Annotated in this window: 25 protein-coding genes; 15 read left to right on the forward strand and 10 right to left on the reverse strand. The window is 44.1% G+C overall.

All coding sequences use genetic code 11. From position 1 onward, the window contains the following. The first annotated feature begins 423 nt into the window (after window positions 1-423). Window positions 424-1,407 carry an acyl-ACP desaturase gene (locus tag B0I27_RS00005; RefSeq protein ID WP_106290145.1) on the forward strand — a complete coding sequence of 328 codons (984 nt, stop codon included), beginning with the start codon at window positions 424-426 and terminating at the stop codon, window positions 1,405-1,407. A gap of 52 nt (window positions 1,408-1,459) precedes the next feature. Here B0I27_RS00005 and B0I27_RS00010 read toward each other — a convergent pair whose 3' ends face one another. From B0I27_RS00010 to B0I27_RS00045, 8 genes are all read right to left on the reverse strand, one after another. After that, the gene (locus B0I27_RS00010) at window positions 1,460-2,416 is read right to left on the reverse strand and encodes a transglutaminase family protein (protein WP_106290147.1); all 957 of its coding nucleotides are present in this window, start codon (window positions 2,414-2,416) and stop codon (window positions 1,460-1,462) included. Between the two features lie 17 nt (window positions 2,417-2,433). Next, entirely contained in the window at window positions 2,434-3,369 is a 936-nt protein-coding gene (locus B0I27_RS00015) for an alpha-E domain-containing protein (protein WP_106290149.1), read from the reverse strand. Window positions 3,370-3,384: 15 nt separating this feature from the next. Continuing rightward, the gene (locus B0I27_RS00020) at window positions 3,385-4,836 is read right to left on the reverse strand and encodes a circularly permuted type 2 ATP-grasp protein (RefSeq protein ID WP_106290151.1); all 1,452 of its coding nucleotides are present in this window, start codon (window positions 4,834-4,836) and stop codon (window positions 3,385-3,387) included. 104 nt (window positions 4,837-4,940) lie between these two features. Further along, a complete protein-coding gene (locus tag B0I27_RS00025) occupies window positions 4,941-6,140 on the reverse strand; it encodes an aspartate aminotransferase family protein (RefSeq protein ID WP_106290153.1) in 1,200 nt (399 codons plus the stop codon). 67 nt (window positions 6,141-6,207) lie between these two features. Further along, window positions 6,208-6,636, reverse strand: coding sequence for a hypothetical protein (locus B0I27_RS00030; RefSeq protein ID WP_146133065.1), 429 nt, complete (start codon window positions 6,634-6,636; stop codon window positions 6,208-6,210). A 7-nt stretch (window positions 6,637-6,643) separates the two neighbouring features. Beyond that, on the reverse strand, window positions 6,644-7,270 hold the full coding sequence (locus B0I27_RS00035) for a hypothetical protein (RefSeq protein ID WP_106290157.1): 627 nt from the start codon (window positions 7,268-7,270) through the stop codon (window positions 6,644-6,646). Window positions 7,271-7,303: 33 nt separating this feature from the next. Beyond that, window positions 7,304-7,846 carry an RNA polymerase sigma factor gene (locus tag B0I27_RS00040; protein ID WP_483860636.1) on the reverse strand — a complete coding sequence of 181 codons (543 nt, stop codon included), beginning with the start codon at window positions 7,844-7,846 and terminating at the stop codon, window positions 7,304-7,306. A 110-nt stretch (window positions 7,847-7,956) separates the two neighbouring features. Beyond that, the gene (locus tag B0I27_RS00045; protein WP_106290161.1) at window positions 7,957-8,781 is read right to left on the reverse strand and encodes an alpha/beta hydrolase family protein; all 825 of its coding nucleotides are present in this window, start codon (window positions 8,779-8,781) and stop codon (window positions 7,957-7,959) included. Between the two features lie 236 nt (window positions 8,782-9,017). Between B0I27_RS00045 and hemA the strand changes: the two genes are divergently transcribed. The 14 genes from hemA to B0I27_RS00115 all read left to right on the forward strand — a co-directional run bounded on the left by hemA (window position 9,018) and on the right by B0I27_RS00115 (window position 22,371). Beyond that, window positions 9,018-10,244 (forward strand): glutamyl-tRNA reductase, encoded by a 1,227-nt coding sequence (gene hemA / locus B0I27_RS00050; RefSeq protein WP_106290163.1) that lies wholly within the window; start codon window positions 9,018-9,020, stop codon window positions 10,242-10,244. A 63-nt stretch (window positions 10,245-10,307) separates the two neighbouring features. Next, entirely contained in the window at window positions 10,308-11,888 is a 1,581-nt protein-coding gene (gene hemC / locus B0I27_RS00055) for a hydroxymethylbilane synthase (protein WP_106290165.1), read from the forward strand. Between the two features lie 9 nt (window positions 11,889-11,897). Continuing rightward, complete coding sequence (gene hemB, locus B0I27_RS00060; RefSeq protein WP_106290167.1) at window positions 11,898-12,869, forward strand: porphobilinogen synthase; 972 nt, start codon at window positions 11,898-11,900, stop codon at window positions 12,867-12,869. A gap of 33 nt (window positions 12,870-12,902) precedes the next feature. Beyond that, on the forward strand, window positions 12,903-14,252 hold the full coding sequence (gene hemL / locus B0I27_RS00065) for a glutamate-1-semialdehyde 2,1-aminomutase (RefSeq protein ID WP_106290169.1): 1,350 nt from the start codon (window positions 12,903-12,905) through the stop codon (window positions 14,250-14,252). Further along, entirely contained in the window at window positions 14,245-15,120 is an 876-nt protein-coding gene (locus B0I27_RS00070) for a sensor histidine kinase (protein WP_106290171.1), read from the forward strand. Before hemL ends, B0I27_RS00070 begins: the two co-directional genes overlap by 8 nt. Further along, the gene (locus B0I27_RS00075; protein ID WP_106290173.1) at window positions 15,110-15,814 is read left to right on the forward strand and encodes a response regulator transcription factor; all 705 of its coding nucleotides are present in this window, start codon (window positions 15,110-15,112) and stop codon (window positions 15,812-15,814) included. Before B0I27_RS00070 ends, B0I27_RS00075 begins: the two co-directional genes overlap by 11 nt. 2 nt (window positions 15,815-15,816) lie before the next feature. Continuing rightward, the gene (locus B0I27_RS00080; protein WP_106290175.1) at window positions 15,817-16,332 is read left to right on the forward strand and encodes a hypothetical protein; all 516 of its coding nucleotides are present in this window, start codon (window positions 15,817-15,819) and stop codon (window positions 16,330-16,332) included. Continuing rightward, on the forward strand, window positions 16,332-17,375 hold the full coding sequence (gene hemE / locus B0I27_RS00085; protein WP_106290177.1) for a uroporphyrinogen decarboxylase: 1,044 nt from the start codon (window positions 16,332-16,334) through the stop codon (window positions 17,373-17,375). The genes B0I27_RS00080 and hemE overlap by 1 nt, the downstream gene beginning before the upstream one ends. Before the next feature lie 11 nt (window positions 17,376-17,386). Next, window positions 17,387-17,926, forward strand: a complete 540-nt coding sequence (locus B0I27_RS00090; protein ID WP_106290179.1) for a CopD family protein — start codon at window positions 17,387-17,389, stop codon at window positions 17,924-17,926. 26 nt (window positions 17,927-17,952) lie between these two features. Continuing rightward, window positions 17,953-19,080 carry a hypothetical protein gene (locus B0I27_RS00095; protein WP_106290181.1) on the forward strand — a complete coding sequence of 376 codons (1,128 nt, stop codon included), beginning with the start codon at window positions 17,953-17,955 and terminating at the stop codon, window positions 19,078-19,080. A 49-nt stretch (window positions 19,081-19,129) separates the two neighbouring features. After that, entirely contained in the window at window positions 19,130-19,699 is a 570-nt protein-coding gene (locus tag B0I27_RS00100; protein WP_106290183.1) for an RNA polymerase sigma factor, read from the forward strand. Then, window positions 19,680-20,435 carry a hypothetical protein gene (locus B0I27_RS00105; protein ID WP_106290185.1) on the forward strand — a complete coding sequence of 252 codons (756 nt, stop codon included), beginning with the start codon at window positions 19,680-19,682 and terminating at the stop codon, window positions 20,433-20,435. Before B0I27_RS00100 ends, B0I27_RS00105 begins: the two co-directional genes overlap by 20 nt. A 12-nt stretch (window positions 20,436-20,447) precedes the next feature. Next, window positions 20,448-21,269 carry an outer membrane beta-barrel protein gene (locus B0I27_RS00110; protein ID WP_106290187.1) on the forward strand — a complete coding sequence of 274 codons (822 nt, stop codon included), beginning with the start codon at window positions 20,448-20,450 and terminating at the stop codon, window positions 21,267-21,269. Window positions 21,270-21,381: 112 nt separating this feature from the next. Further along, window positions 21,382-22,371, forward strand: a complete 990-nt coding sequence (locus B0I27_RS00115) for an ABC transporter ATP-binding protein (protein WP_106290189.1) — start codon at window positions 21,382-21,384, stop codon at window positions 22,369-22,371. 65 nt (window positions 22,372-22,436) lie between these two features. On the opposite strand, the gene ilvA is transcribed toward B0I27_RS00115, so the two are convergent. Together ilvA and leuB are read right to left on the reverse strand one after the other, a co-directional pair. Continuing rightward, window positions 22,437-23,684 carry a threonine ammonia-lyase IlvA gene (gene ilvA / locus B0I27_RS00120; RefSeq protein ID WP_106290191.1) on the reverse strand — a complete coding sequence of 416 codons (1,248 nt, stop codon included), beginning with the start codon at window positions 23,682-23,684 and terminating at the stop codon, window positions 22,437-22,439. A 175-nt stretch (window positions 23,685-23,859) separates the two neighbouring features. After that, window positions 23,860-24,921: a 3-isopropylmalate dehydrogenase gene (gene leuB / locus B0I27_RS00125; protein ID WP_106290193.1), complete on the reverse strand. Its 1,062-nt coding sequence runs from the start codon at window positions 24,919-24,921 to the stop codon at window positions 23,860-23,862. Window positions 24,922-24,929: the final 8 nt, after the last annotated feature.

Below are 24,929 nucleotides of genomic sequence, written 5' to 3' on the forward strand. Positions count from 1 at the left end.
CCGATGGTACTGCAGTAACATGTGGGAGAGTAGGTCGGTGCCAAATCTTAAATCAGCCCGGTAGTTTCAGTACTACCGGGCTTTTTTGTGCGTTATGCTTTTTTGCTTAGGCGTTAAAACTCCGTACTAACCTACTATTTATTACAAGCAAAAAGCGTATTTGTATATTTTACCCAATCTTTTTATTTTAGTATAAGACGGCTGTCGCGATTGTTCACCAGGTACGTTACTTCGCGAGATCGCAGGAGTGACTCTATACCTATAAAGGTTGAATATTCCCTTCAGGTGGGTTTCTCTTTTGAGTTTCCTGACATTCCGCGTAACACCCGATGTTTTTTAGTAAGAAACTTAAATCGTCAACTCCTGTTATACACTGATAGGACGTCGGATAATTACTTTAAACATCATATAATATCAATTCCCATGGAAATCAACGTAGGAGCAAGGAGAGAAGTTATGCAGCATATTGAAAAGTATATGCTGGACAATATGTTTAATTATCTCAAACCTGTTGAAACTATCTGGCAACCGGCCGACTTTCTGCCGGATTCAACTGCTGAGGATTTCTTTGAAAAAGTTAAGGAACTGCGTCAAAGTGCAGAGGGTCTTCCTTATGATCTTATAGCAGTTCTTATCGGTGATACCATTACGGAGGAGGCCCTGCCAACTTATGAGTCCTGGTTGTCTATGGTTGAAGGTGTCTCTAAAGATGAGGAAGGCGGATGGATGAAGTGGTTAAGGCACTGGACCTCGGAGGAGAACAGGCACGGAGATCTTCTGAATAAGTACCTTTATCTTTCCGGGCGTGTTAATATGAAACAACTCGAGATATCTACCCAATATTTACTCGCCGATGGGTTTGATATTGGCACCGACCAGGATCCATATCGCAACTTTATATACACGAGTTTCCAAGAGCTGGCCACGAATGTTTCTCATAGACGGGTTGCGTCGCAGGCTAAGAAGAATGGGGATACCCTGCTTTCTAAAATGTGCGGAGTAATTGCAGCTGATGAGGCGCGCCATGCTAGAGCCTATACGGATTTTATATACCAGATCATAAAGGTTGATCCTAACGAGGTGATGATCGCGTTTGAAGATATGATGCGTAAAAAGATAGTCATGCCAGCGCATTTCCTTCGCGAATTAGGCAAGAAGGCAGGCGAAACGTTCACTCATTTTGCTGATGCCGCTCAGCGCCTGGGTGTGTACACGGCAATAGACTATGTTGATATACTGAAGCAACTCACCGCAGAGTGGGATTTAGCAGGTTTGAAAGATCTGAATGAGCAGGGTGAGAAAGCAAGGGACTATGTAATGAAATTACCCGATCGCCTGATACGGATCGCCGACCGAATGAAGAACCCTTCATTGGATTACAAGTTTAGCTGGATTCATTCGGCATAACGGATAAAGCCATCGTCTCATGTGCGTTGTATGGATTGTTAAGGATATGAAGCTATTGCTGTTGCTGCTGCATTTCTTCGTATCGGCGGTAGCTATTATCAGATATGTCTTCAGTCGCTTTTTCAATTACAATATTAGGTAGTTCCTGCAAATAGTCTTCGTCATCCTCGTATGACACACTAACGGAGACCTCCAGTTTATGCTGCGGCAATCCTTTGTAGACTCCTTTTACCGGAGAGCAATCACTGAAATTTCTTCCCACAGCGAGTCTGACATGTGTTTCGTTTGCTATACAATTATTCGTTGGATCGAGTCCCAGCCATCCATAATCTGGAATATAGGCTTCGACCCAGGCATGTGTAGCGCCTTCGCCCCGCATACCGTTCTTATGGGGGCAGATGTATCCGCTAACGTAACGGGCAGGGATACTTGCCAATCTCAACATGACAAGCAGAATATGTGCAAAGTCCTGACATACTCCGGCTTTCAGCTGCCAGATAACGTCCGTCGTAGTTTCCACCGTGGTAATCCCCGGGATGTAACTGAAGTTTTCGTAAACATACTTGCAGTACCTTAGGGCAAGTTGATAGGGACTGTTTTGCGTCTGGTTCTCGTTGCTGAGAATGGATTGCAGAGCCTCCATGCCCTCGATATGCTCTCTATGGAGGAAGTCGATGAAGCCGATGTCACGTTTCAGTGCCTGAAGCTTATTCCATTGAATTTCCAGTGGCATATCATCTACGGGAAGCGGCTTACTGCGTGTATCAACAACTATTGTTGAGAGAATGACCAACTCGGTGTGTGGGCTGCTATAGCTGAAGTTACCTACTTCGTTGCCATAATAGTCCTTGGAAACATACACTACTGGATCCCCGCTTATAGAAAGATCGTGCATCTGCACGGTTTGATAGTCATCGTTTATTGGAAACAAAATAATTTGATTCGCGCTGTCTCTTACCGGTTTCTGGTAGGTATACTGCGTTAGATGCTTTATCTTAAATTCTGGCATTTTGAGGCTTGCTAATGTTATGCGTAGGCAAAATAGTTCAGGTTGAGCGCATTGCCTATTCCATACAAATCTTTCTTAATCTGACCCAGGTAGGCATGAAGTCCTTGATGGGTAATGGATTCTACTGTACTATATTTGATTGTGCTCTGGAGCTTTCCTATCATAAAGGAGAGCTCTTTTGATTCTACTATATCGTTGTTCTGCTTCAGGCGTTCAAAATAGCGAAAAATGTTGTTTACCGAGTATAACACCGAACGCGGAAAGTCATTATTCAGAACAACAAGTTCAAGAACGTTTTCCGGATCAAATCCTTGCCTGTACGTCTTCAAATACAGATCATACGCTCCTAAGGAGAGCAAGAGATAGCGCAGGTATGTAGTGCCCCTTAACAGGTCGGGATCACTGTTTGCTTTATTGAATTTGATATCCAGAATATCGGTTGATTGAATGCTTCGTTCCAGGTATTTGCCGATATTCATGAAGCTGCGGCCTTCCCCTCTCTCCATGGTGACTTCGCCAATGCCGTAATACAACATAACTTGCTTGATGAGTTCATCCAGAACAGAAACCGGGTCTCCTTTCTTTAACGAAGAGATAAGACGTTTATCGTTGACGAGATGGTAATACTCGTTGAGGCATTGCCACAAGTCTTTGGTCAGGTGGTCTTGCACACTCCTTGCGTTTTCGCGTGCGAGGGTAATGATATTGATTATCGAGTTGGGATTGCTTTTTCCGGTGATCATATATTGAAGCACATCCCTGCTTTTAAATTCAATGTCTCGTATTATGGCTTCTTCCGGAGAATCGTAAATCCGTATTACCGGGCGCCAGGAGAATTCGTTCAAGGCGTCTTGAGAAGATGCATAGTTAATTTTCAGGATGCGTAGTATTCCGTCGCTTCTTTCCATATAGCGACTCAACCAATATAAGTTTGAAGCAACTCTGCTTAGCATATTTCGGATTTTAAATTATGATGCCAGTACCCAGGTATCTTTGCTTCCGCCGCCCTGTGAACTGTTTACTACCAATGAACCTTCATTCAAGGCTACTCTTGTTAAGCCTCCCGGTACGATTTCGATACCATCAGGCCCACATAGCGCGAAGGGGCGAAGGTCAATTCGTCGTGGATGCAGGGCTTTGTTGATGAAGCAAGGTGCTGCTGAAAGGCTGATCGTGGGCTGTGCTATAAATTGACGCGGATCGCTGTTTATTTCCTGCTTGTACTGATGGATTTCCTCGTCGGAAGCGACATGACCCATTAGCATACCATACCCGCCACTGCCGTTTGTTCGCTTCACTACCATCGAATTTATATTTGCGAATACATACTCCCGCTCATCTTTGTTGCCTAGTTGATAGGTAGGAACGTTTTTCAGCAAGGGTTCTTCATTCAGATAATATCTTATCATTTGAGGAACATAGGAATATATCGCTTTATCGTCTGCAACTCCGTTACCTACAGCGTTGACGATAGCGACGTTCCCTTTCTTGTATGCACTCATTATGCCTGCTACGCCTAAAATACTGTCGGGATTAAAGACAAGCGGATCAAGGTATTCGTCATCAACCCTGCGGTAAATAACGTCAACTTGCTGACGCCCGTTCGTCGTTTTCATGTATACCGTTTGATTCTCTACGAGCAGATCGCGCCCTTCAACGAGTTCCACACCCATAAGACGGGCGAGGGTGGTATGTTCAAAATAAGCCGAGTTGTAGCTCCCGGGACTTAACAACACGATGGTAGGGTTCGAAATCTGTCGGGGAGATATGGCTTTGAGGTTTTTATAGAGAATCTCAGGATATTCGGTCACGCTTCTGACTTTGCACTGAGGCAGGAGGTCGGGAAAGAGGCGCTTGGTAATCTCTCTGTTCTCCAACATATAGCTAACTCCGGAGGGCGTTCGCAAATTGTCTTCGAGCACGTAAAACGTGCCGTCAAAGTCGCGAATCAGATCAATACCTGCAATGTGGACATATATATCGTAGGGTACTTTTACTTTGTACATCTCGCGCAGGAAGTGCGGACATGAATAGATGATGTCGGCGGGCACCACCCCGTCTTTCACGATAAACATGTTACTGTAGATGTCTTTTAGGAAGGTATTCAGCGCTTTTAGCCGCTGTTTAATTCCTTTTTCGATGAAGCTCCAGTCTTGAGCAGTAATGATGCGTGGAATAATGTCGAAGGGGAAAATCTTCTCAATGCCTTCGCCACTATTATAGACGGTAAAGGTTATACCCTGACTCATGAAAAGATTTTTTGCCAAATCTTCTTTTTTGGCTAAGCCGTCGGCAGATTCTGTCGACAGATATTCAATTACTTTTTGATAAGGAGGTCGAATATTGTTGTCTGAGCTGAACATTTCATCCCAGGTGTCGGGGGTTTGAGGATAATGATTTAAAAAGTCCAGTTCGCTCATTCTTTATTCGTGGTTTTTTATAAAAATACCAAATTATTTGCGAAAATAACCGCCGGAAAATCAATAAATGGGAAAAAATAGGAAGAAGAGTCGATAGATTGTTTTTATTTTGCTCTCATTTCATATTCTGTTAGTGCATTTTTGATGATATTACATGCACTAATAATCTCGCGATGAGAAATTATCAGTGGAGGCGCAATACGAAGTGCAGTATCGCAATGCAGGAACCAGTCGACAATAACACCTTGGGCGATGCAAAGCTTACTTACCTCCTCAACTTGTGCAAAGGAATCGAGCTGAATGCAAAGCATCAGTCCCTTTCCCCGCACTTCCTTGATAGCGGGATGGATAAGTTCGCTCCGAAGCAACGCTTCTTTCTCATCAATACCGGCCATCATGTCTTCCTCAATGATGGCTGACAGCGTTGCCAGCCCTGCCGCACAGCAAACCGGATGTCCACCGAAGGTAGTGATATGACCCAAAATCGGATTATCTGCTAACACACTCATCACATCGCGATTGGCGCAGAAAGCACCTATAGGCATTCCACCGCCGATTCCTTTCGCCAGAAGAAGGATATCTGGAACGATATCAAAGTGTTCAAAGGCAAAAAGTTTGCCTGTTCTGCCAAAGCCTGTCTGGATTTCGTCGAGTATCAACAGCGTACCCGTCTCGGTACAACGTTTTCTTAAGGCCTGCATATAAACCTGGTCGGGAACCCTAACGCCAGCTTCGCCCTGGATAGTTTCCATAATGACACAGGCAGTCTCCTCATCTATCTTTAGCAGGTCAGCCTCTTTGTTGAATTCGATAAATTCCACACCAGGAAGCAGAGGCTGATACGCGTCTTTATAATATTCGTTGCCCATCACGCTTAAAGCGCCATGAGTGCTTCCATGATAAGCTTTGTTGCAGGATAGAATCTTTTTCCTTCCGGTGTATCGTTTAGCCAGTTTCAACGCTCCTTCGGTAGCTTCGGCTCCTGAATTAACGAAATAAACCGAATTAATACTCTCGGGAAGTACGGAGGTTATTTTAGCAGCGTAAAGAACCTGGGGTGATTGTATGTATTCGCCATACACAGCAAGATGCATGTAGCGGTCTACCTGATCCTTGATTGCCTGGACTACCTTTGGATGGCGATGTCCGACGTTGCTTACTGCGAATCCTGAGACGAAATCAATATAGGATTTATTATCAGGACCATAAAGGTAGACACCCTCTGCCCGTTCGATATGGAGCATCCGCGGAGTGAAGGAAGTTTGAGCGTTATTTAGAAGGAATAGCTGTCGTAAACTTAACATGTACAAAAATACAAAAGCCTGCGGCAGAACCGCAGGCTTAAACTATTATAAAAAATAAAACTACTAACTAATCTCGCTTTTCACGCCTTTCCTTGAGCTGATTGATCAGGTGTTCTCTGAACTCGCGTTCGGCAGGGTAGACCCGATCTGCTTTGCTTTTAGGCAGTACCTGATAGAACTGGCTGAGGTAACGTTTCTTTGTTTCCAACATACGCGTTTCAAAGTTCAGTCCGTTCACTGAAGAGGGGCTGCCTTCGTCTTTGGCGCGTTTCCGCGCTGCGTGCCTTTCCTTGAAGAGCTTATTCATCTCCTGTCGGTAAGTATTGTATACAGGCCAGAATCCCTGAGCTTCTTCCTTATTCAGATCAAGGCTCTTTGTAAGGAATTCAGCATTTAATGCCTCTATCTTTTCAAACTTGGCGCGATCTCCCGGCTGTGCCATAACGGTTGCCGTTAAAGAAAGTCCAAATAGTATGGTGAATATTATGTGTTTCATATATGTGCTAAAGTGTAGTCTCTAAATACTGTTCAATCTCCTGGTCTGATAATTCCAGTTCCGAACTGATGTCTGCTGTGTTATTTATATTATCAATAATAACGGGCATGTCTCCAGCATCGCTATTAACAAGAAGATAATCCACGATTGCTTCATCAGGGATGTAAGCAAGTTGCTTATCGATGGAGTCGGATTTCTGAAACAGGTAAAAACCTGCGCTTGCTGATATCATAATACATGCCGCCGCCGCATATTTAAGCCATGATGGTACAAGCGTTCTGACTTTTGCGTCTTTGCTTTTCGCAAAGCCTGCTTTAAGTTTTATAGCATCATTCAGTGAATCGAAGTAACCTTCGGGAACAGTAAAGCCGCCGTCTTCAGCTGACTCTTTTAATTTCTCGACTCTGATGGAAGACATAATTTGATCTTCAAGCGTATCGAAGTAGCCTTCTGGTACGGTTAGGCTGCTTTTAGAGTCACTTGAGCTGACAGATTCGATAGCTATTCTGCTGGAAATCTGCTGTTGCATGCTATCAAAGTAACCATCGGGTACATTGAACGGATTTTCTTTTCCAACTGCTCCAAGCAGCGGAAACTGCTTATCCCATCTCTCGTCCATGTTATTTGCATCCATAATACTTTTTAGATTAATTTCGCTTATGAAGGTTTAATCCTTGCTTAATAAAAAACTTTCTATCTTTTTCACTGCATGGTGAAAAGAAGCCTTTAGCCCCCCCACACTTGTGCCCAGTATTTCTGAAATCTCTTCGTACTTTAAGTCGTCAAAATATTTCATGTTAAACACCAGGCGCTGCTTCTCCGGAAGTGTTAAAAGTGCTTGCTGAAGCTTCAATTCTGCCTGATTTCCGTTGAAATAGGATCCTTCCTTTAGCGACTCGGCAAGATCGTAGGACACCTCATCAAGTGGAATATTATTTTGTTGTTTCTTCTTGTTAAGAAAAGTCAGACATTCATTCGTCGCGATCCGGTAAATCCAGGTGTACAGCTGGGAATCGCTTCTGAAATTGCCGAGGTTCTTCCAGACTTTTATAAAAGCGTCTTGAACGAGATCATCAGCATCGTCATGATTTAAGACGAGCCTTCTGACATGCCAGTATATTTTCTGTTGATACTTCTTCAACAGAAGCGTAAATGCCTCTTCTTTAGTACGCTCGTTCGCGAACTTTTCGAGTATTACCGCGTCTTCGATTTGTTGCATTTTTATTGCTTAGTGCTCTTGAAATTCGGTCGACATATTTGTTCGACTCTAATTACGGTCTGATGGTTTAATCTGGACTGTCAAATCGCGAAGTATCACCATTATTGTCTTATGAATGATAAGGTACTGTCGCAAGCCTGCTTTAAGGCTTCCGGCAGGAATTTATCGGTCCATGGGTGCCGTGCGTTGAAAACATGGTCGGCATTTTCCAGTACCATCAGATAACTTGTAGGGTGCTGACGCTTCAGCAGCTGAGCTTGTTTAATATCTACCACGTTGTCCTGGTCTCCATGAATAATGAGCCAGGGCTGTTTAAGAGACTGGGCTGCGGCAAGAAGGTCCAGCTTTTCAGCATTCTTTTCCAGGTCTGTCAACACATCCAGATAAAGAGGCATTTGCTGGTTTGTTCTTGAATTAGACATATATATTACACCTTCTTTTCTCCAATAAGATTCATAGTCCACATTCCATAGACCTCTGAAATTGCTGATAGAAGCCCAGGTAACCAGTTTGTCAACTCTTTCATCAACGTTTGTCTGCAAGATACTGATACCGCCACCGAGGCTGTGTCCGATGAGAATGATCTTATGTGGAGACGGGAAATCTTTACCGCTTTTAGCATAGGTAATCACCTCGTCGAGGTCATTAAGTTCTTTACTGAACGTATTACGGGCGAATGTTTCCAGATCATCAAAAACATCAATACCGTCTTTCGTCATTCCGTTATGCGAGAAGTTGAATTTCAGGAAGCTAACGCCGTTATTAGCAAAGTATTCAGCTACCAAATAATGCGTGCCCCAATCTTTGAAGCCTTTAAATCCGTGGACGAAAATGACTAAAGGCGCATTCGCGCTTTCGGATATTATATAGTCTATAAGTATCGGCTTTCTTTCAAAACCCGGTATCTGCGTTTTTTGTAAAATCATGTGGATGCGCGTTTACTTAACTGTAAGCTATATAACTTTATATAGTTTTCAAAATTTAAAATGATCGACTGCGTTGCTGATATTTGATACGCCTTTTTTGATATATTTATTTACAAATTAACACATTATATCTTATTTATATATAATCTAAATAATCCTGTTTGACAAAGGAATGACAGCGGTGCTTATGGGTATTGGTACCTTTGATGAGGTTTTTTTTTTAAACATACTCAGAGTTGAAACAATTAAAAGTTTTAGCATTTACGCATCAGCAGATTGATCTTAAGGATTTAGGGAAATTGGTAATCTGTAATCAATCGTTGGTTGGCAGATTAAGTGCTGTTAAACAACAATTTGGTATTGCTGAAATCTTTTACGTCGGCACATGTAACAGGGTTGAATTCGTGTTCTGTGCGTCTCAGCAAATTACTCCTGCTTTTATAAAAGATTTTGTCCGCTCTCTCGATTTTTGTATCGAAGAAGATAAGCTGGATGATTTCGTTCATAAAGCAAAGTGGTATGAAGATGAAGAAGCGCTAAACCATTTGCTTCGTATTTCATGTTCTTTGGAAAGTCTGGTTGTAGGAGAGAAAGAGATACTGGCACAAGTTCGCAAATCTTATGAAATATGCAGAGAAGCGGGCTTTACGGGCGACTATCTTAGAATGATCATGAATCAGGTGGTGAAGGCAGCGAAGCGGGTTTATACGGAGACGAGGATCTCTAAAAATCCGGTATCCGTAGTTTCACTCGCTTACCGTAAGTTAAGAGAACTGAATATGTGCTCCAATTCCCGCATTCTTATCGTGGGCGCAGGAGAAACCAATAAGACCATTTCCAAATATCTTCAAAAACATAAGTACTCCAACTTTGCCGTCTTTAATCGTACGTTGTCTAAGGCGGAAGAACTTGCAAAAGACTTGCGAGGGGAGGCTTATCCGCTTGAAGAGCTTAAAAATTATAAGAAAGGGTTTGATGTGATTGTGACTTGTACAAGTGCCACAGAGCCTTTGATAACGAATGATATCTACCAGTCGCTTCTGAACGGAGAGACCGATAAGAAGGTGATTGTGGATCTTGCGATTCCAAACGATACAGATGAAGCGGTGCTGGATAGTAATCCGGTTCACTATATTGAGGTTAAAAGTCTTCAGGAGGTTGCAAACCGCAATATGCAGGAGAGATATCAGGAGCATGTTCATGCAGAAGTAATCATCGAGCAGACAATAGACGAATTCAGACCGCTTTTAAAGCAACGTCGTATTGAGCTGGCGATGCGTGAGGTTCCCCTGAAGATCAAGGAAATTAAGAGTACGGCGATAAATTCTGTATTTGCCGCCGATATCGAGCAGTTGGACGACAACTCAAGGGAGGTTCTGGAGCGTGTTATTAACTACATGGAGAAGAAATATATCAGTGTTCCTATGGTCATGGCCAAGGAAATATTGGTTAACAATAGTTAATTTTCAAGTCTCTGTGCATCAGATGCGATATTCGTTATTTTTGCAAAAAGGCTATATTTTATTTTGGATAGAAAACTTATTATTGGAACACGGGGGAGCGAACTTGCTCTCTGGCAAGCGAACTTCGTTAAAGACAGACTTTCGGAACTGGGTGTTGATGCAGATCTGAAAATTATAAAAACTCAGGGAGATAAAATTCTTAATCTCCGTTTAGACAAGCTGGAAGGTAAAGGGTTTTTTACCAAGGAATTAGAAGAGGGTTTACTCGATAATTCGATTGATATAGCTGTCCATTCACATAAAGACCTACCTACTCAACATCCTGAAGGATTGGTTATTGCGGCCGTCTCCGAGCGTGAAGATCCCCATGAACTTTTATTGATATTGAAAGACTGCGTGGATGTTAAACAAAAGCTATCCGTGAAGTTTGGTGGTATGGTGGGAACGTCTTCAAACAGAAGAAGGTCTCAGCTGCTGGCTTTTCGTCCGGATTTTGAAATCGAAGATCTGCGCGGTAACGTGCTGACGCGTATTCAGAAGCTGCGGGACGAGGACTATGATGCCATTATCCTGGCTAAGGCAGGTGTTGCACGATTAGGTCTTGACCTTAGCGAGTTTCATGTAGAAGAGCTTGAGCCAATAGAACTTATACCGGCACCGGCACAGGGTGTTTTGGCTATACAGATTCGTGAAGGAAATCCTGATCTTTATAATCTGCTTCAGCGTATCCATAACAAGGACGTCGCAGAGGTTATAGCCGTTGAGAGAAAGGTTCTTAATCTTTTCAATGGTGGTTGTCATATGCCCTTAGGGTGTTATTGCCGCAAGGAGGATGGAAAGTTTCATGTTTGGACCGCTAAAGCTGATGAGGGAGATATGTTCCCGAGCAGACTTTATATGGAGGCAGATTCTACCGAGGGGTTGGCAGAGCGTGTTGTTGCCAAGTTCTCTAAAGAGCGTAGCTTCCCGTCCAAGGTCTTCATCACCCGTGAAATATCCGAGTCAAGTTATTTCTACAAAGCGATGGCAGCAAATGGTATCGCGATAGACGGGCGTTCTTTAATTCGCACGTTTCCGATCATCAATAAGCTTGATTCTTATATACTTCGTGATATTGACTGGATTTTCTTCAGCAGTAAGAACGCTATCGAGTACTTCTTTAATCTTGATCCGCAGATTGCAAAGCGCACCAAATTTGGTGTTCTTGGTCGTGCTTCTGAAGAGACGTTAAGGCGCTTCGGCAGGGTACCGGATTTTAGCGGGGAAGATGAGGGAATTGACACAACTGAGATCGCAAAAGAGTTTGCGAGTATCGCAAGCGGTACGAAGGTCTTGTTCCCTGGCGCAAAAGGCTCTTTACGCACGGTGCAACAGCTTCTGTCAGAGCAGACCAAGATCATTGATCTTCCGATATACGAAACTGTTCAGGAAACTAACGTCGAGCAATCTCATGCAGAAGTGCTTATTTTCACAAGCCCCTCAAATGTTGAAGCCTATTTCAACAGCAACTTGCTTGAACCCGGACAAAAGGTAATCTGTATCGGCAAATCTACCGGGAAAAAGTTTGACGAGATGGGTGTTCATTATTCGCTGCCTTACTCGCCCGACGAAATCGGTCTTGCGGAGGCGGTATACGGACTTTAATCATTAAAAATGCTACAAAGACCAAGAAGAAACAGAAAGAGTGAAGTGATTCGCCAGATGGTTAAAGAGACTCATTTGACGGCTGCTAATCTTATTTTTCCGCTTTTTATAGTAGACGGACAAAATCAGAAAACAGAGGTAAGTTCCATGCCTGGGATTTACCGTTATTCCATCGATAACTTACTAAGAGAAGTTGAGAGTTGTATGAATCTGGGTCTTAAGTCCTTTGACCTGTTTCCCTATATCGAAGAATCGTTAAAAGACAAATACGCTTCGGAAAGTTACCGTGAAGGCTCACTTTACCTTCGCGCTATCGCAGAAGTGAAGCGTAATTTTCCTGAAGCTTGTGTCATTACCGATGTGGCGATGGATCCCTATAATTCTGACGGTCACGACGGGATTGTTGAAAACGGCGTTATCCTAAATGATGAAACCCTCGAAGTGTTGGGCAAAATGGCCCTGGCGCATGCCCGGATGGGTGCTGATATCATCGCTCCATCAGATATGATGGATGGGCGAATCGGTTATATACGTCAGGTGCTGGACGATAATGATTTTCAGCATGTATCGTTGATGTCTTACTGCGCGAAATATGCAAGCGCCTTCTACGGTCCTTTCCGCGATGCTTTGGGCTCTGCTCCGAAGGCGGGGGATAAGAAGACCTATCAAATGGATCCTGCGAATCAGCGCGAGGCACTGATTGAAGCGTCGCTGGATGAGCAGGAGGGTGCCGATTTTCTGATGGTTAAACCAGCACTTGCTTATCTTGATGTTATCAAATTATTGAAGGACCACACTGATCTGCCCATAGCGGCATATAATGTAAGTGGAGAATACTCGATGATAAAGGCAGCGGCTCAAAAGGGCTGGCTTGATGAACAGCGCACTATTGCAGAGGTTCTTACCAGTATCCGCCGTGCAGGGGCTACTGCCATTCTATCATATCATTCGAAGGAAGTTCTGCTCAATAAGTGGATCTAAGCCTTTTTACTTGGAAAATAAGTTATTTCAGACATGTCAAAACCCAGTATAGCATCAATCAATACCGTTAAATCGCCGGATATCAGCAGGGAAAAATCGTCTGCTCTCTATGAAACAGCGAAAGGATATTTTCCGGGAGGCGTGAACTCACCTGTGAGGGCATTTAAATCTGTTTTCGGATCTCCCCTGTTTATCGAAAAGGGCGACGGATGTTTTGTCTGGGATGCAGATGGAAACAAGTTTATCGATTTCTGCTGTTCCTGGGGGCCGCTGATTTTAGGTCATAATAATCCGGTGGTTAAAGAGCATGTATTGAAGGCTATTGATAACGGAATGAGCTTTGGTGCGCCAACCGCACTGGAGAATGATCTTGCATCACTTATCTTGAGCAATAACAAAAAGATCGAAAAGATTCGGTTTGTGAGTTCAGGTACGGAGGCCGTAATGTCGGCAATCCGCCTGGCGAGAGGATATACCAAACGCGATAAAATTCTGAAGTTTGACGGTTGCTACCACGGGCATGTTGACTCTTTGCTCGTTAAGGCAGGCTCAGGCCTCGTTACTTTTGGAGAAACTTCCTCAGCGGGAGTTCCGCAAAGTTTTGCTGAAGAGACGGTCGTTATACCCTTGAACGATAAAGATGCAGTAAGAGCAGCATTTGAGCAGTTTAAGGATCAGATAGCAGCAATCATTATAGAAGGAATTCCAGCGAATAACGGTTTGCTAATTCAGGACAAGGACTTTGTTCATTTCTTGCGTGACATAACCAAAGAAAATGGGTCGCTCCTGATCTTCGACGAAGTCATTACCGGCTTTCGGCTGGGTTTTGAAGGAGCTGCGGCTTATTATGACGTTAACCCCGATATCATTACCTACGGCAAGATCATAGGCGGTGGTATGCCTGTTGGTGCTTATGGCGCTTCAGCAGAAATAATGGGAAATATATCGCCTGAAGGCTCTGTTTATCAGGCAGGGACTTTATCGGGAAATCCGGTAGCGATGTCTGCCGGCATTGGTCAGCTTTCTCAATTGCTGAAGCCAGGGTTCTACGAGGAACTTCTGTCTAAAACAGCAGGCTTTGTTAGCGACATACAGGAATTTGCTGACCAGCGCGGATATGCGTTTAAGATATTTACCATCGGCTCACTTTTCTGGTTCGCCTTTACTGACAAGGATATTAAAACTGCGGCAGCTATTGATGCGTCAAGTATGCAATATTTCAAAGTTTTTCATCGTGAATTGCTGAATCGTGGAATCTACATAGGTCCTTCGGGCTATGAAGTAGGCTTCGTTTCTGCAGCGCATTCACAGGCAGAGCTCGAGAGTGCAAAAAAGGCTATCTTTGACAGTCTGGACATAGTGTTTTTGAAAGATCATGCGTAAGTCTCTGGTTATATTTTATGCTTTGGTTGTATATGCTTTCGCCGAGCTTATCTGGTGGGGCATATTGCTTGTTGAGATTCAGCCTGAGCGTAGAACGATGATCCTTGGCGAAGGCGCTGTATTTATCCTGCTCTTTTTTACAGGAGCCTACCAACTGCAAAAGACGCTGCGTAAGGAGCAAAAACTCCACGAGCAGCAGAAAAACTTTCTTTTGTCGGTTACCCACGAGTTAAAGTCGCCCCTTGCATCCATCAAGCTGTATCTGCAGACTATTCTCAAGAGGAATCTGGATAAAGAACAGATGCATTCTTTTCTGAATAATTCACTTAAAGATATTGAGCGCCTGGATGATCTGGTCGAGAATATGCTCATCGCCACTCGCATAGATAATCATTCCTATAGCTTCCCCAAGGAAGAATTTAATCTCTCGGATCTTGTTGAAAGAGTCGCAAGCCGACTGCAAATACACACCTGTAGTTCGCAGATTATTAAGCTTGATCTGGAACCTGAGATATGTGTTACCGGAGACAAGTTTGCATTAACTCTGGTGATCTCGAACCTGATCGAAAACGCCGTTAAATATTCTCCGCCATGTGAAGAGATCGCTGTGGGACTGAAGAAAACAAGTAACGGAATTAGCTTCACGGTTGCTGATAAGGGAATCGGAATAAAGGACGAAGAAAAAGCTCGTATTTTTGATAAGTTTTATCGTGTGGGTAGTGAGGATACGCGAAAAACTAAAGGGACTGGACTGGGTTTATATATTGTCAAGCAGGTGCTTGACAAGCATCTTGCATTAATCAAAGTGAAAAACAACCGGCCTGCCGGGAGTATTTTCGAAGTAACATTTAACTCAAATGGCCACTAAACAACGCATTTTATTAGTTGAAGATGAAGAACATCTTCTGGAAGCGATTAAGCTTAACCTGGAGCTGGAAGGTTACAAAGTAACAACAGCAAATGATGGTAAGAAAGCGCTTAAAGTATTCAAAGAGGAAAGGTTCAATTTGATCATTCTCGATGTAATGCTTCCGGAAATCGACGGCTTTCAGGTTGCAGAGACCATTCGTCTGGAAAACACGGAAGTTCCGATCATGTTTCTCACCGCCAAGAATACAAGCGAGGATAAGGTTACCGGACTTAAAAAAGGTGCTGATGACTATCTGGTGAAGCCATTTAATCTTGAAGAGCTTATACTTCGCGTAAATAACCTTGTGAAACGTGGTCTTTCGGGAGAAGAAAAGAAGGAGCTTAACACCTATAAAATAGGAGATAAGACCATTTATTTCAACTCGTTTGAATTAAGGAATGATGATGGCTCGGTAACACCGTTAACGAAAAAGGAGACGATGCTTCTTAAGCTTCTTATTGAGAGAAGGAATGAAGCAGTGTCAAGAGAGCAGATCCTTGAAACGGTGTGGAATTACGATGTATATCCATCCACTCGAACAATTGACAACTTCATCCTTACTTTTAGAAAATACTTCGAGCCAGATCAGAAGAATCCGGTATACTTCCACTCTATCCGCGGAGTAGGATATAAGTTTACTGACAATCACTAATTATGTTAACACGCAATGTCCGCTTTGCGCTTATAGCGTTAGCTACCGTATTACTGGCCTGGACAGTCTCCAGGGAAGAGTATGAGCTAACGGCTTTAGTGGCACTGGGTATTGTGCTATTAGTTGTCAGTTATTTCCGTGATGGTACCGTTTTACTTGCGGCACGCTCGCTTCAGAGTAAGGATTACGAAAAGACGGAACGCTTACTGAAAGAGATCAAGTATCCCGACCGTCTTCGTAAGAACAGACGTGGGTATTACGAGTTCATATACGGTAATATAGAACTGCAGCGTAAAAATTATGAAGAGGCGGAAACGCACTTTCAAATAGCAAGCCGCTTTCCGCTGAAGAATGAAAATGATAAAGCGCTTGTGTTCGTCCATCTGGCAAATCTCAATCTGAGGAAGAAAATGATGGACAGAGCAGAGGCTTATCTGGTCAAAGCACGCGAATTGAAGACAAGTGCCAGAGTCCAGAATATCATATTAAAAATTGAAACAGAAATACAAAAAGCATAGTGATTAACAACCAAAAAGATTCCTTGTTTATTAGAGCAGCGTTTTCGCAGCCAACCGAGCGCCCCCCTGTATGGATGATGCGTCAGGCAGGACGTTTTATGAAAGAATATTGGGAAATCAAGAACAAATATTCTTTTCTTGAGATGTGCAAAACTCCCGAGATTGCAGCTGATGTAACTATGTTACCTGTTGACTTGTTGGGTATCGACGCAGCTATTTTATTCTCTGATATCCTGGTTACAGGCGAGGCAATGGGAGGGGATTTGAGCTTCACTCAAGGGATCGGTCCGAAGTACGCGAACCCTGTCCGCACTCAACAGGATGTTGATAACCTTACTACTGATGTCGAGGAGAAGCTTCAGTATGTTCCTGACGCTATCAAGGTCATTCAGCAAAGGCTGAATGGGAAGACGCCTTTGATCGGTTTTGCAGGTGCTCCTTTTACCGTCATGAGCTACCTGGTAGAAGGCGGCTCTTCAAAGGACTTCAAGCTGACCAAGCTGATGATCCATAACCAGCCGGAACTTGCTCATCAGTTGCTGAACAAAATTGCCGATGTAACGATTACCTACCTCAATATGCAGATAGATGCCGGGGTTAATGCCTTGCAGCTGTTTGATAGCTGGGCTTTAGCGCTTTCATGGGATGACTATAGGGAGTTCTCGCATCAGTACAACACACGGATTATAGCCGGACTGAAACGACAAGACATACCCATCATATCATTCTGCAAGGGTAGCTCTGTGTTTGCACCTGTCATGGCAGAAGCAAAACCTGACGTTATATCAGTAGACTGGAATGCAGATCTTTTAAATATCAAAAAAAGCATCCCTGCCGGTATTGCCGTTCAGGGAAACCTGGACCCTCATATCCTGTACGCCGATAAAAAGGTGATCAGAGAGCGTATCCTCAGGTTGCATGATCGTATGAAAGAAGAGAACGGCTTTATATTCAATCTGGGTCACGGGATAATGCCTGATATTCCATTCGATAACGTAAAGTATGCCGTTCAGGTAATTCAAAATGAACTCGTTAACTCCTAACCGATAAGCCGTTGTTATACCTCTACGTAAAAGCAATTCATATCATTTTCGTCATCTGCTGGATGGCAGGTCTTTTCTATATAGTGAGACTTTTCATTTACCATGTTGAAGCGAATGATAAATCAGAGGTAGAACGGAACATTTTGCATCCACAGTATGAACTGATGGAAAGCCGGTTATGGAATGTAATTACGACTCCCGCGATGGTGCTGAGCGTCCTCGCGGGGGCTTATATGTTTTACCTGAATCCCTATCTTTTGGAGATGAACTGGATGTGGGTCAAGATAGGATTCGTAATAGGATTGCTGGTTTATCATTTCATATGCCAGAGAATGATTCATCAGCTGAGAAAAGGTATCTTTAAGTGGACGTCTATGCAGTTGCGGATGTGGAATGAGGTCGCTACATTGCTGTTATTTGCGATCGTGTTTGTTGTTATCCTGAAAAGTGCGCTGAACTGGATCTACGGACTCGTCGGTTTGTTTCTCATCATGATCCTCCTGATGATCGGTATAAAGGCTTATAAGCGTTACCGGCTAAGGAAAGGATAACCGCCATATAATTATACCATTCTTAAATGAAAAAGATTATTCTGCTTGCCCTGCTCATAAATTTGCCGTGGTTAGTCAGTGCCCAGATAGCAAATGATAGTTTAGAGTATAGGATCCGTCCGGATAGTGCTAAAACAGGAGAACTTCATTTAAGCATCAATAATTTCAATTACCTCCGGAACTACGAGTTCTTTAGCAAGTTTCAGGATGGATATACCTTGTATGGTACCCAGCTGGAACCCCAGGTTGTTTATTACGCACATCCCCGTCTGGCCATTACCGCTGGTATTCACCTGCGAAAGGACTTTGGCGAAGAAGGGATATATAAAACCTACCCATTATTCAGTATCAAATATCAGCATAAGGGCCTGGCGCTAATTAATGGCGTGCTCGAAGGAAATATCCACCATCGCTTTATTGAGCCGGTGTTTGATATGGAAAGAAGGATCACCAATCCGGTCGAATATGGTACCCAGCTGCAAATTACAAAGCCGCGTCTTTTTGTAGACGCGTTCCTCAACTGGAATAAAATGATCTATAAGCCTTCTGCAGAACAAGAACAATTGTTCGCCGGAGGTTCCGCAGATATTACACTTTTTAAATCAGACAAAGCTATCCTGTCCATTCCCCTGCAGATACTGGCTTTCCATCAGGGAGGCCAGATTGACACAGTCGATGCGCCATTAAAAACCATCATCAACGGTGCAGCAGGATTCAAGCTCCAGTATTCGCTTGGCGGAACGTTCAGGTCGGTCTTTACGGAAAACTACCTCGTAGGATACACCGACAATTCCAGCACGCAACTGCAAACTTACGATAAAGGCAATGGCGTGTATCTTAATGCGGGACTTAAAAGCAAATATGGCGATTTGATATTCTCTTATTGGAATGCCGATTCGTACCTCTCTTCCGCCGGTATGCCTCTTTACCAATCTGTTTCTTATAAGATCGGCAATGAAGGATACAGCGAGAAGAACAGAGAACTTCTGATCGTCCGCTATGCCTATCAGAAAACGCTTATCCCCAACTTTTACCTCGACTTCCGGGTAGAACCCGTGTTCGACCTCGGTAGTAATGCCTCCAAGTCTTTTGACTTCCATCACTCACTTTTCCTTGTTTATAAGCAAGAATTCAGGTTATTTAAAAGAAAATAGATTTTCATGCAACCTATGTTGCTAAAATTTCATCTACCTTCTGATTAATATGAATTCAAGTCGTAAAGTGCTCGTTGCCGATTTACTGGATGGATGCCGTAGGGGAGATTCTAAGACACAGGAACTTCTTTATAAGGTGCTTTCCAATAAGATGCTGGGTGTCTGTGCAAGATACGCCCGCAATAGCTACGAAGCAGAAGAAATGTTGCAGCTCGGATTCATTAAAGTGTTCAGGAAAATAAACGACTTCAGAGAGGAAGGATCTTTTGAAGGATGGATACGGCGGGTCATGGTGAATACGGCAATAGAGGTTTACCGGAAAGAGCAGAAGTCGCTAGGCCTGGTTGACCTTAGTGATGTCCATGATGCTCCACAGCAGATGTTCGCTATGGACAGTCTCGAAGTGAAAGACCTGCTCGCCATGGTTCAGGAATTATCGGTCGGATATCGTCTGGTATTCAACCTGTATGCCATAGAGGGATATTCGCACAAGGAAATAGCGCAGCAATTGGGTATAACAGAAGGAGCATCAAAATCTCAACTGTCGAGAGCGCGTGCTGTACTGAGAGAAAAGTTATCAAGAATGGAGGCTAAGAAGTATGAAAGCAATGTCAGATGAAGAAATAGATGAAATGTTCCGTCAGAAGCTGCGGTCGTATGAAGATACGCCTTCGGTTCAGGTGTGGAAGAATATCTCGGCTGAACTGAACCCAAAAAAGCAGAGCAACAGCGGCACTCCCCGCATTTGGATGGCAGCGGCAAGTTTTATTCTGCTTGCTTCTCTTGCACTGCTTTTATCACCCGGAAAGCCACCCGTAAAGCTACAGGCATCAAGGTCTATAGAGCCTAAGCCCCTTGAACATAAAGAAACCCCCAGAGCAGAGACGACTAAGTCCCACGAACCTAAAGGCATATTGTTTCTTGAACGTCTCGCATCGATGAAAATTGAGGGGGATAAGCAGGTGCAGGAGTATAAAAAAAGGGGCAGGGCAATTTCTGAAAATATCGCTCATATTAACGAAGTTCAGCAAACAGAAAGGGAGGTAGTAAGCGTCGCAGCAGCGCTCAGCCAGGTGGATGCACCTCAGATTCCTATAACTGAGGAGGTAAGCGTTGAGAAAGCATCGCCAGCCGTGGTTTTAGCTTTAGCCAAACAGGAAGAGGAAGACCCCGTAGCCCATAAAGGAAAAATAAAGTCACTGGGAGATATTGTCAACTTTGTGGTACGGCAGGTTGATCCCCGCAAGGAAAAGATAATTGAATTTACTAACCATGACGAAGGAAGCTCGGTTTCTTCCATAAATCTTGGCGTTCTTAAGATAAAGACAAAACAAAACGAAGCTAAATTGAATTAAGGATACGATATTATGAAGCAATTAATTTTCTCTCTCATCCTGATGGCGGGTTTTCAGTTTACCCAGGCTGCGGTCAACACCGATACATCGGCAGTATCCCCGGAAGCCGACTCCGCCGGCTCGGCTAAGAATAAAAGGACAAACGTCACCTTAACCTGGGGCAAGAATGAAAGGACCTCCAGTGATACCATTCGCACAAAGTCTAAAGCGCCGGGTGTGTCATTTGGCCTAACCTTGTCGCGCTTTGACCTGGGCTTTTCCAAGCTCGTCGACAATGGAAGTTTCACCTTATCCGATCAGAACAGCTTTCTGGACTACCACGGCTGGAAAACCAGCACCGTAGGCTTCGACGTTGTGCAGTTTGGATATCGTTTTAATAGTAGCTTCAAGATATACTTGTCAGGGGGCTTTGACTGGACGCATATCCGTCTGCGGAGAGACATAACCATCCGTCAGGATGCTCCCGTTCTCCAATATGACGAGTCGGATATCGATTTTGACAAAAACAGATTCTCTTCGACGTATATACGCTTGCCTCTTTCCTTTGAATGGCGTTCTAAAGACAATGATCGCGGCAAGAAGTTCCGGATTATCGCAGGACCTGACTTTGGCTTCCTGCTGAACGGTAAAGTGAAGCAGAAGAGTGATGAGAATGGAAAACAGAAATTTAATGATAATTACCACTTTACCAAGTTCCGCTATGGAGGCTTCGCCCGTCTTGGATATGGTTCAACAGGTATCTTTGCCAAGTACTATCTCAATGATATGTTTGAGAATAGCCCGGCACAGGAGGGACTTCAGAATATGTCCTTCGGCGTAACCTTCGGGTTTTAATACCGTACGCTCTTAATTTGTTATCTATTAATTACACACTAGATAAATTCCGGTTAACCTAACCCTGCTTTCCGTAATATGGAACTGCAGGGTTTTTTATTTAATATTGTGCATGAACAACCTGCCTGCTATAGAACTAGAGCAAGTAACGAAGATATATCAGACTCAACCGCGTTCCGGGGTGGAATCAGTGAGCTTAAGCATTGAGAAAGGTACCATAAACGTAATTGCGGGCGCGAGTGGAAGTGGTAAGAGTACGCTGTTGAAACTTATAGCCGGACTGCTCACTCCTGACTCAGGAGAAATCAGATATCTGGGGAAACGGGTGCTTGGCCCAACCGAGAAGCTTATCCCCGGACATGAAGCCATGAAGGTTGTGGCCCAGGATTTTAATCTGAACATCTACGCCAAGGTCTACGATAACATCGCAGGACTTCTTTCCAATACCGATCTCAAAGGCAAACAGCGCAAGACGCTCGAGGTAATGGAGTTTCTCCGAATTGATCACCTCGCACAGAAGCGTGCTGTCGATCTAAGCGGAGGCGAACAGCAACGGGTAGCGATTGCAAGGGCAATTATCACCGGACCCGAAGTACTGTTGCTTGATGAGCCCTTTAGTCAGGTAGACGCTATGTTTAAAAATGAACTGAGGGCCGATATCCGCCGTATGGCTACCTATCTGGGGATAACAGTCGTCCTCGTGTCGCACGATCCCGTAGACGGTCTTTCTATGGCCGATAAGATGATGATCATTAAAGATGGTAACCTGGTAGAGGAGGGGAGTCCGCATTCTCTCTATAACCGTCCAAAAGAATTGTATACGGCTACACTACTCACTAACTGCAATGTATTAAGTGCAGATGAAGCCCGGGTCATTGGTATTCATACAAACAAGGATCAAGTGGTCATATATCCTGAATGGATCGATCTGGCTGAAGGCGGACAAGAATGGCGTGTAAAAGAGCGTCTTTTTAAGGGCTTCTATGAGGAAATTTTATTGGAGTACGAAGGAGTGGAGTTACGGGCATTGAACACAGAGCCAGGCCTCTATAAGACTGATTCGATTATCAACTCCGGGATCCGCAAGTTCCGGGAATACTAGCTCCCGGAATTAGCAGTAGGCCCGAGCCATACCCATACATCCGGGAAATCATGTACCATACCCAGCTATACCAGGTATTCAAATAACGTTTTATCCCGGTTAATCTCCTTATAGTCGAAGCGGTGCGCCTCCATCCGCTGTATCAAAGACGCATAATCATCGGCAGATTTTAATTCGATACCTACCAATGCCGGTCCGTACTCCCGCTGCGTTTTCTTGATAAACTCAAATCGGGTGATATCATCAGTAGGGCCCAGTACGTTGTTGACGAACATTTTCAGAGCACCCGGACGCTGAGGAAAGCGCACAACAAAATAATGTTTTAAATTTTCATATAACAGCGACAACTCCTTGATCTCCTGCATACGTTCAATATCATTATTGCCCCCACTGATCACGCAGACTACTTTCTTACCCTTTATCTGTTCCTTACAGAAGTCGAGAGCCGCTACTGACAGCGCTCCTGCCGGCTCAGCAACAATGGCTTCCTGATTATACATCTGGAGGATGGTCGTGCATACTTTCCCTTCGGGAACCAGCAAAACCTGATCCACGGTATCCTTGCAAATGGCAAATGTTAATTCACCCATACGCTTTACAGCTGCACCATCTATGAACGAATTAACGGTTTCAAGAGTAACGGGACCTCCATTCTCGAGCGCTCTTGTCATAGAGGGTGCACCCAGAGGCTCAACACCAATGACGTTCAAGTCCGGACGCGCCTGCTTCAAATAACTGCCGGCACCGGCCGCCAATCCTCCTCCACCCATCGGAAAGAGCACAACCTCCACATCTTCCAGATCCTCGAGTATCTCCACACCAACCGTCCCCTGTCCCTCAATAATATGCCCATTATCGAAAGGAGGAATGAAGGTCATGTCATTAGCCTCCGTATACAAAAGTGCTTCCCGCAGGCAGTCGTCAAATGTGTCGCCCACCAAAATGATCTCCACCATCCCATCACCAAACATCCTCGTCTGATCAATCTTCTGTTTAGGCGTGATCTCCGGCATAAAGATCACTCCGCGCGTATTCAACTTGCGGCATGAAAATGCAACACCCTGAGCATGATTCCCTGCACTTGCACACACTACGCCCCGCGATAGTTGAGCAGCATTCAGCTGGACAATCATGTTATACGCACCACGGAGCTTATATGAACGCACTACCTGCAAGTCCTCCCGCTTCAGGTAGATCTCAGCATCATATTTTGCAGAAAGCCGCGGGTTGAACTGTAAAGGTGTACGGTTGATAACTGACCTTAAACGTTCAGCAGCAGCCTTTGGATGGAGGGTGTAATCAGAATAAGACATGGATCATCAAATAAGAGGGTCATTACAAATCTAAGATTCTAAGTCTGATAAAAAAAGAAAGGCCGCTATCATATATCATGATGCGGCCCCTCCCGAAATTTTAATATGTATCTCCAGATACCTTAATTGAAATCGCAATATTCGGATTGCGAAATATCAGGCAGTAAACAACAGCCTAGATATTTGCAGCCAACCAATCGCCTACTTCACTGGTTTTGTATGCCTTTTTATCTTTTCCGGAAAGATCTTCAGTAACTATACCTTCTGCCAATGATTTGTTGACAACAGATCTAATCAGCTCAGCCTCTTCTTTTAAACCGAAGCCATCCTCAAACATCATCGCTGCAGATAGAACAGTCGCCAATGGATTCGCGATATCTTTGCCGGCAGCCTGTGGATAAGAACCGTGAATCGGCTCAAACAAAGAAGTATGCAGACCGATAGAAGACGAAGGCATCAGACCCATAGAACCTGAAATCACAGAAGCCTCATCAGTAAGAATATCACCGAATAAGTTCTCCGTAATAATCACGTCATATGAGCTTGGCCACTGTACCAAACGCATCGCAACAGCGTCGACAAACTCATAGCTTACCTCTACTTCTGGATAATCCTTTTCCATGTCCTGAACGGTTTCTCTCCATAGACGTGAAGACTCCAGGACATTTGCTTTATCCACACAGCAAAGCTTTTTGCTGCGGCTCATTGCCATTTCAAAACCAAGTTTTGCCAGTCTTTGAATCTCAGCTCTGGTATACGTACAGGTATCAAAAGCCGTGTTTCCATCGTCTTTCCGTCCTCTTTCTCCAAAGTAGATACCACCTGTCAGCTCACGAAGAATAACCAGGTCGGTGCCTTCGATACGCTCTCTTTTCAACGGAGAGTTGTCAATCAAAGAAGGGAAGGTAAATGTAGGGCGAACATTGGCGAATAGGCCTAGCTTTTGGCGCATCTTCAAGAGTCCCTGCTCCGGACGTACCTTAGCCTTAGGATCATTGTCAAATCGCGGATGTCCGATAGCACCGAACAGCACCGCGTCAGCAGCCATACATACTTCATGGGTCTCGTCAGGATAAGGTTCGCCAACAGCGTCAATCGCGGCAGCACCGGTAAGAGCCGATGTCCAGTTTACCTCATGATTAAATTTATTTGCAACGGCGTTCACAACTTTAACAGCCTGGTCTATGACCTCCGGACCTATTCCATCTCCTGCTAGAAGAGCGATATTTAATTTCATGCTTTTAG

Origin of the sequence: Arcticibacter pallidicorallinus (assembly GCF_003002875.1) — a bacterium.
Classification (GTDB): Bacteria; Bacteroidota; Bacteroidia; order Sphingobacteriales; family Sphingobacteriaceae; genus Arcticibacter; species Arcticibacter pallidicorallinus.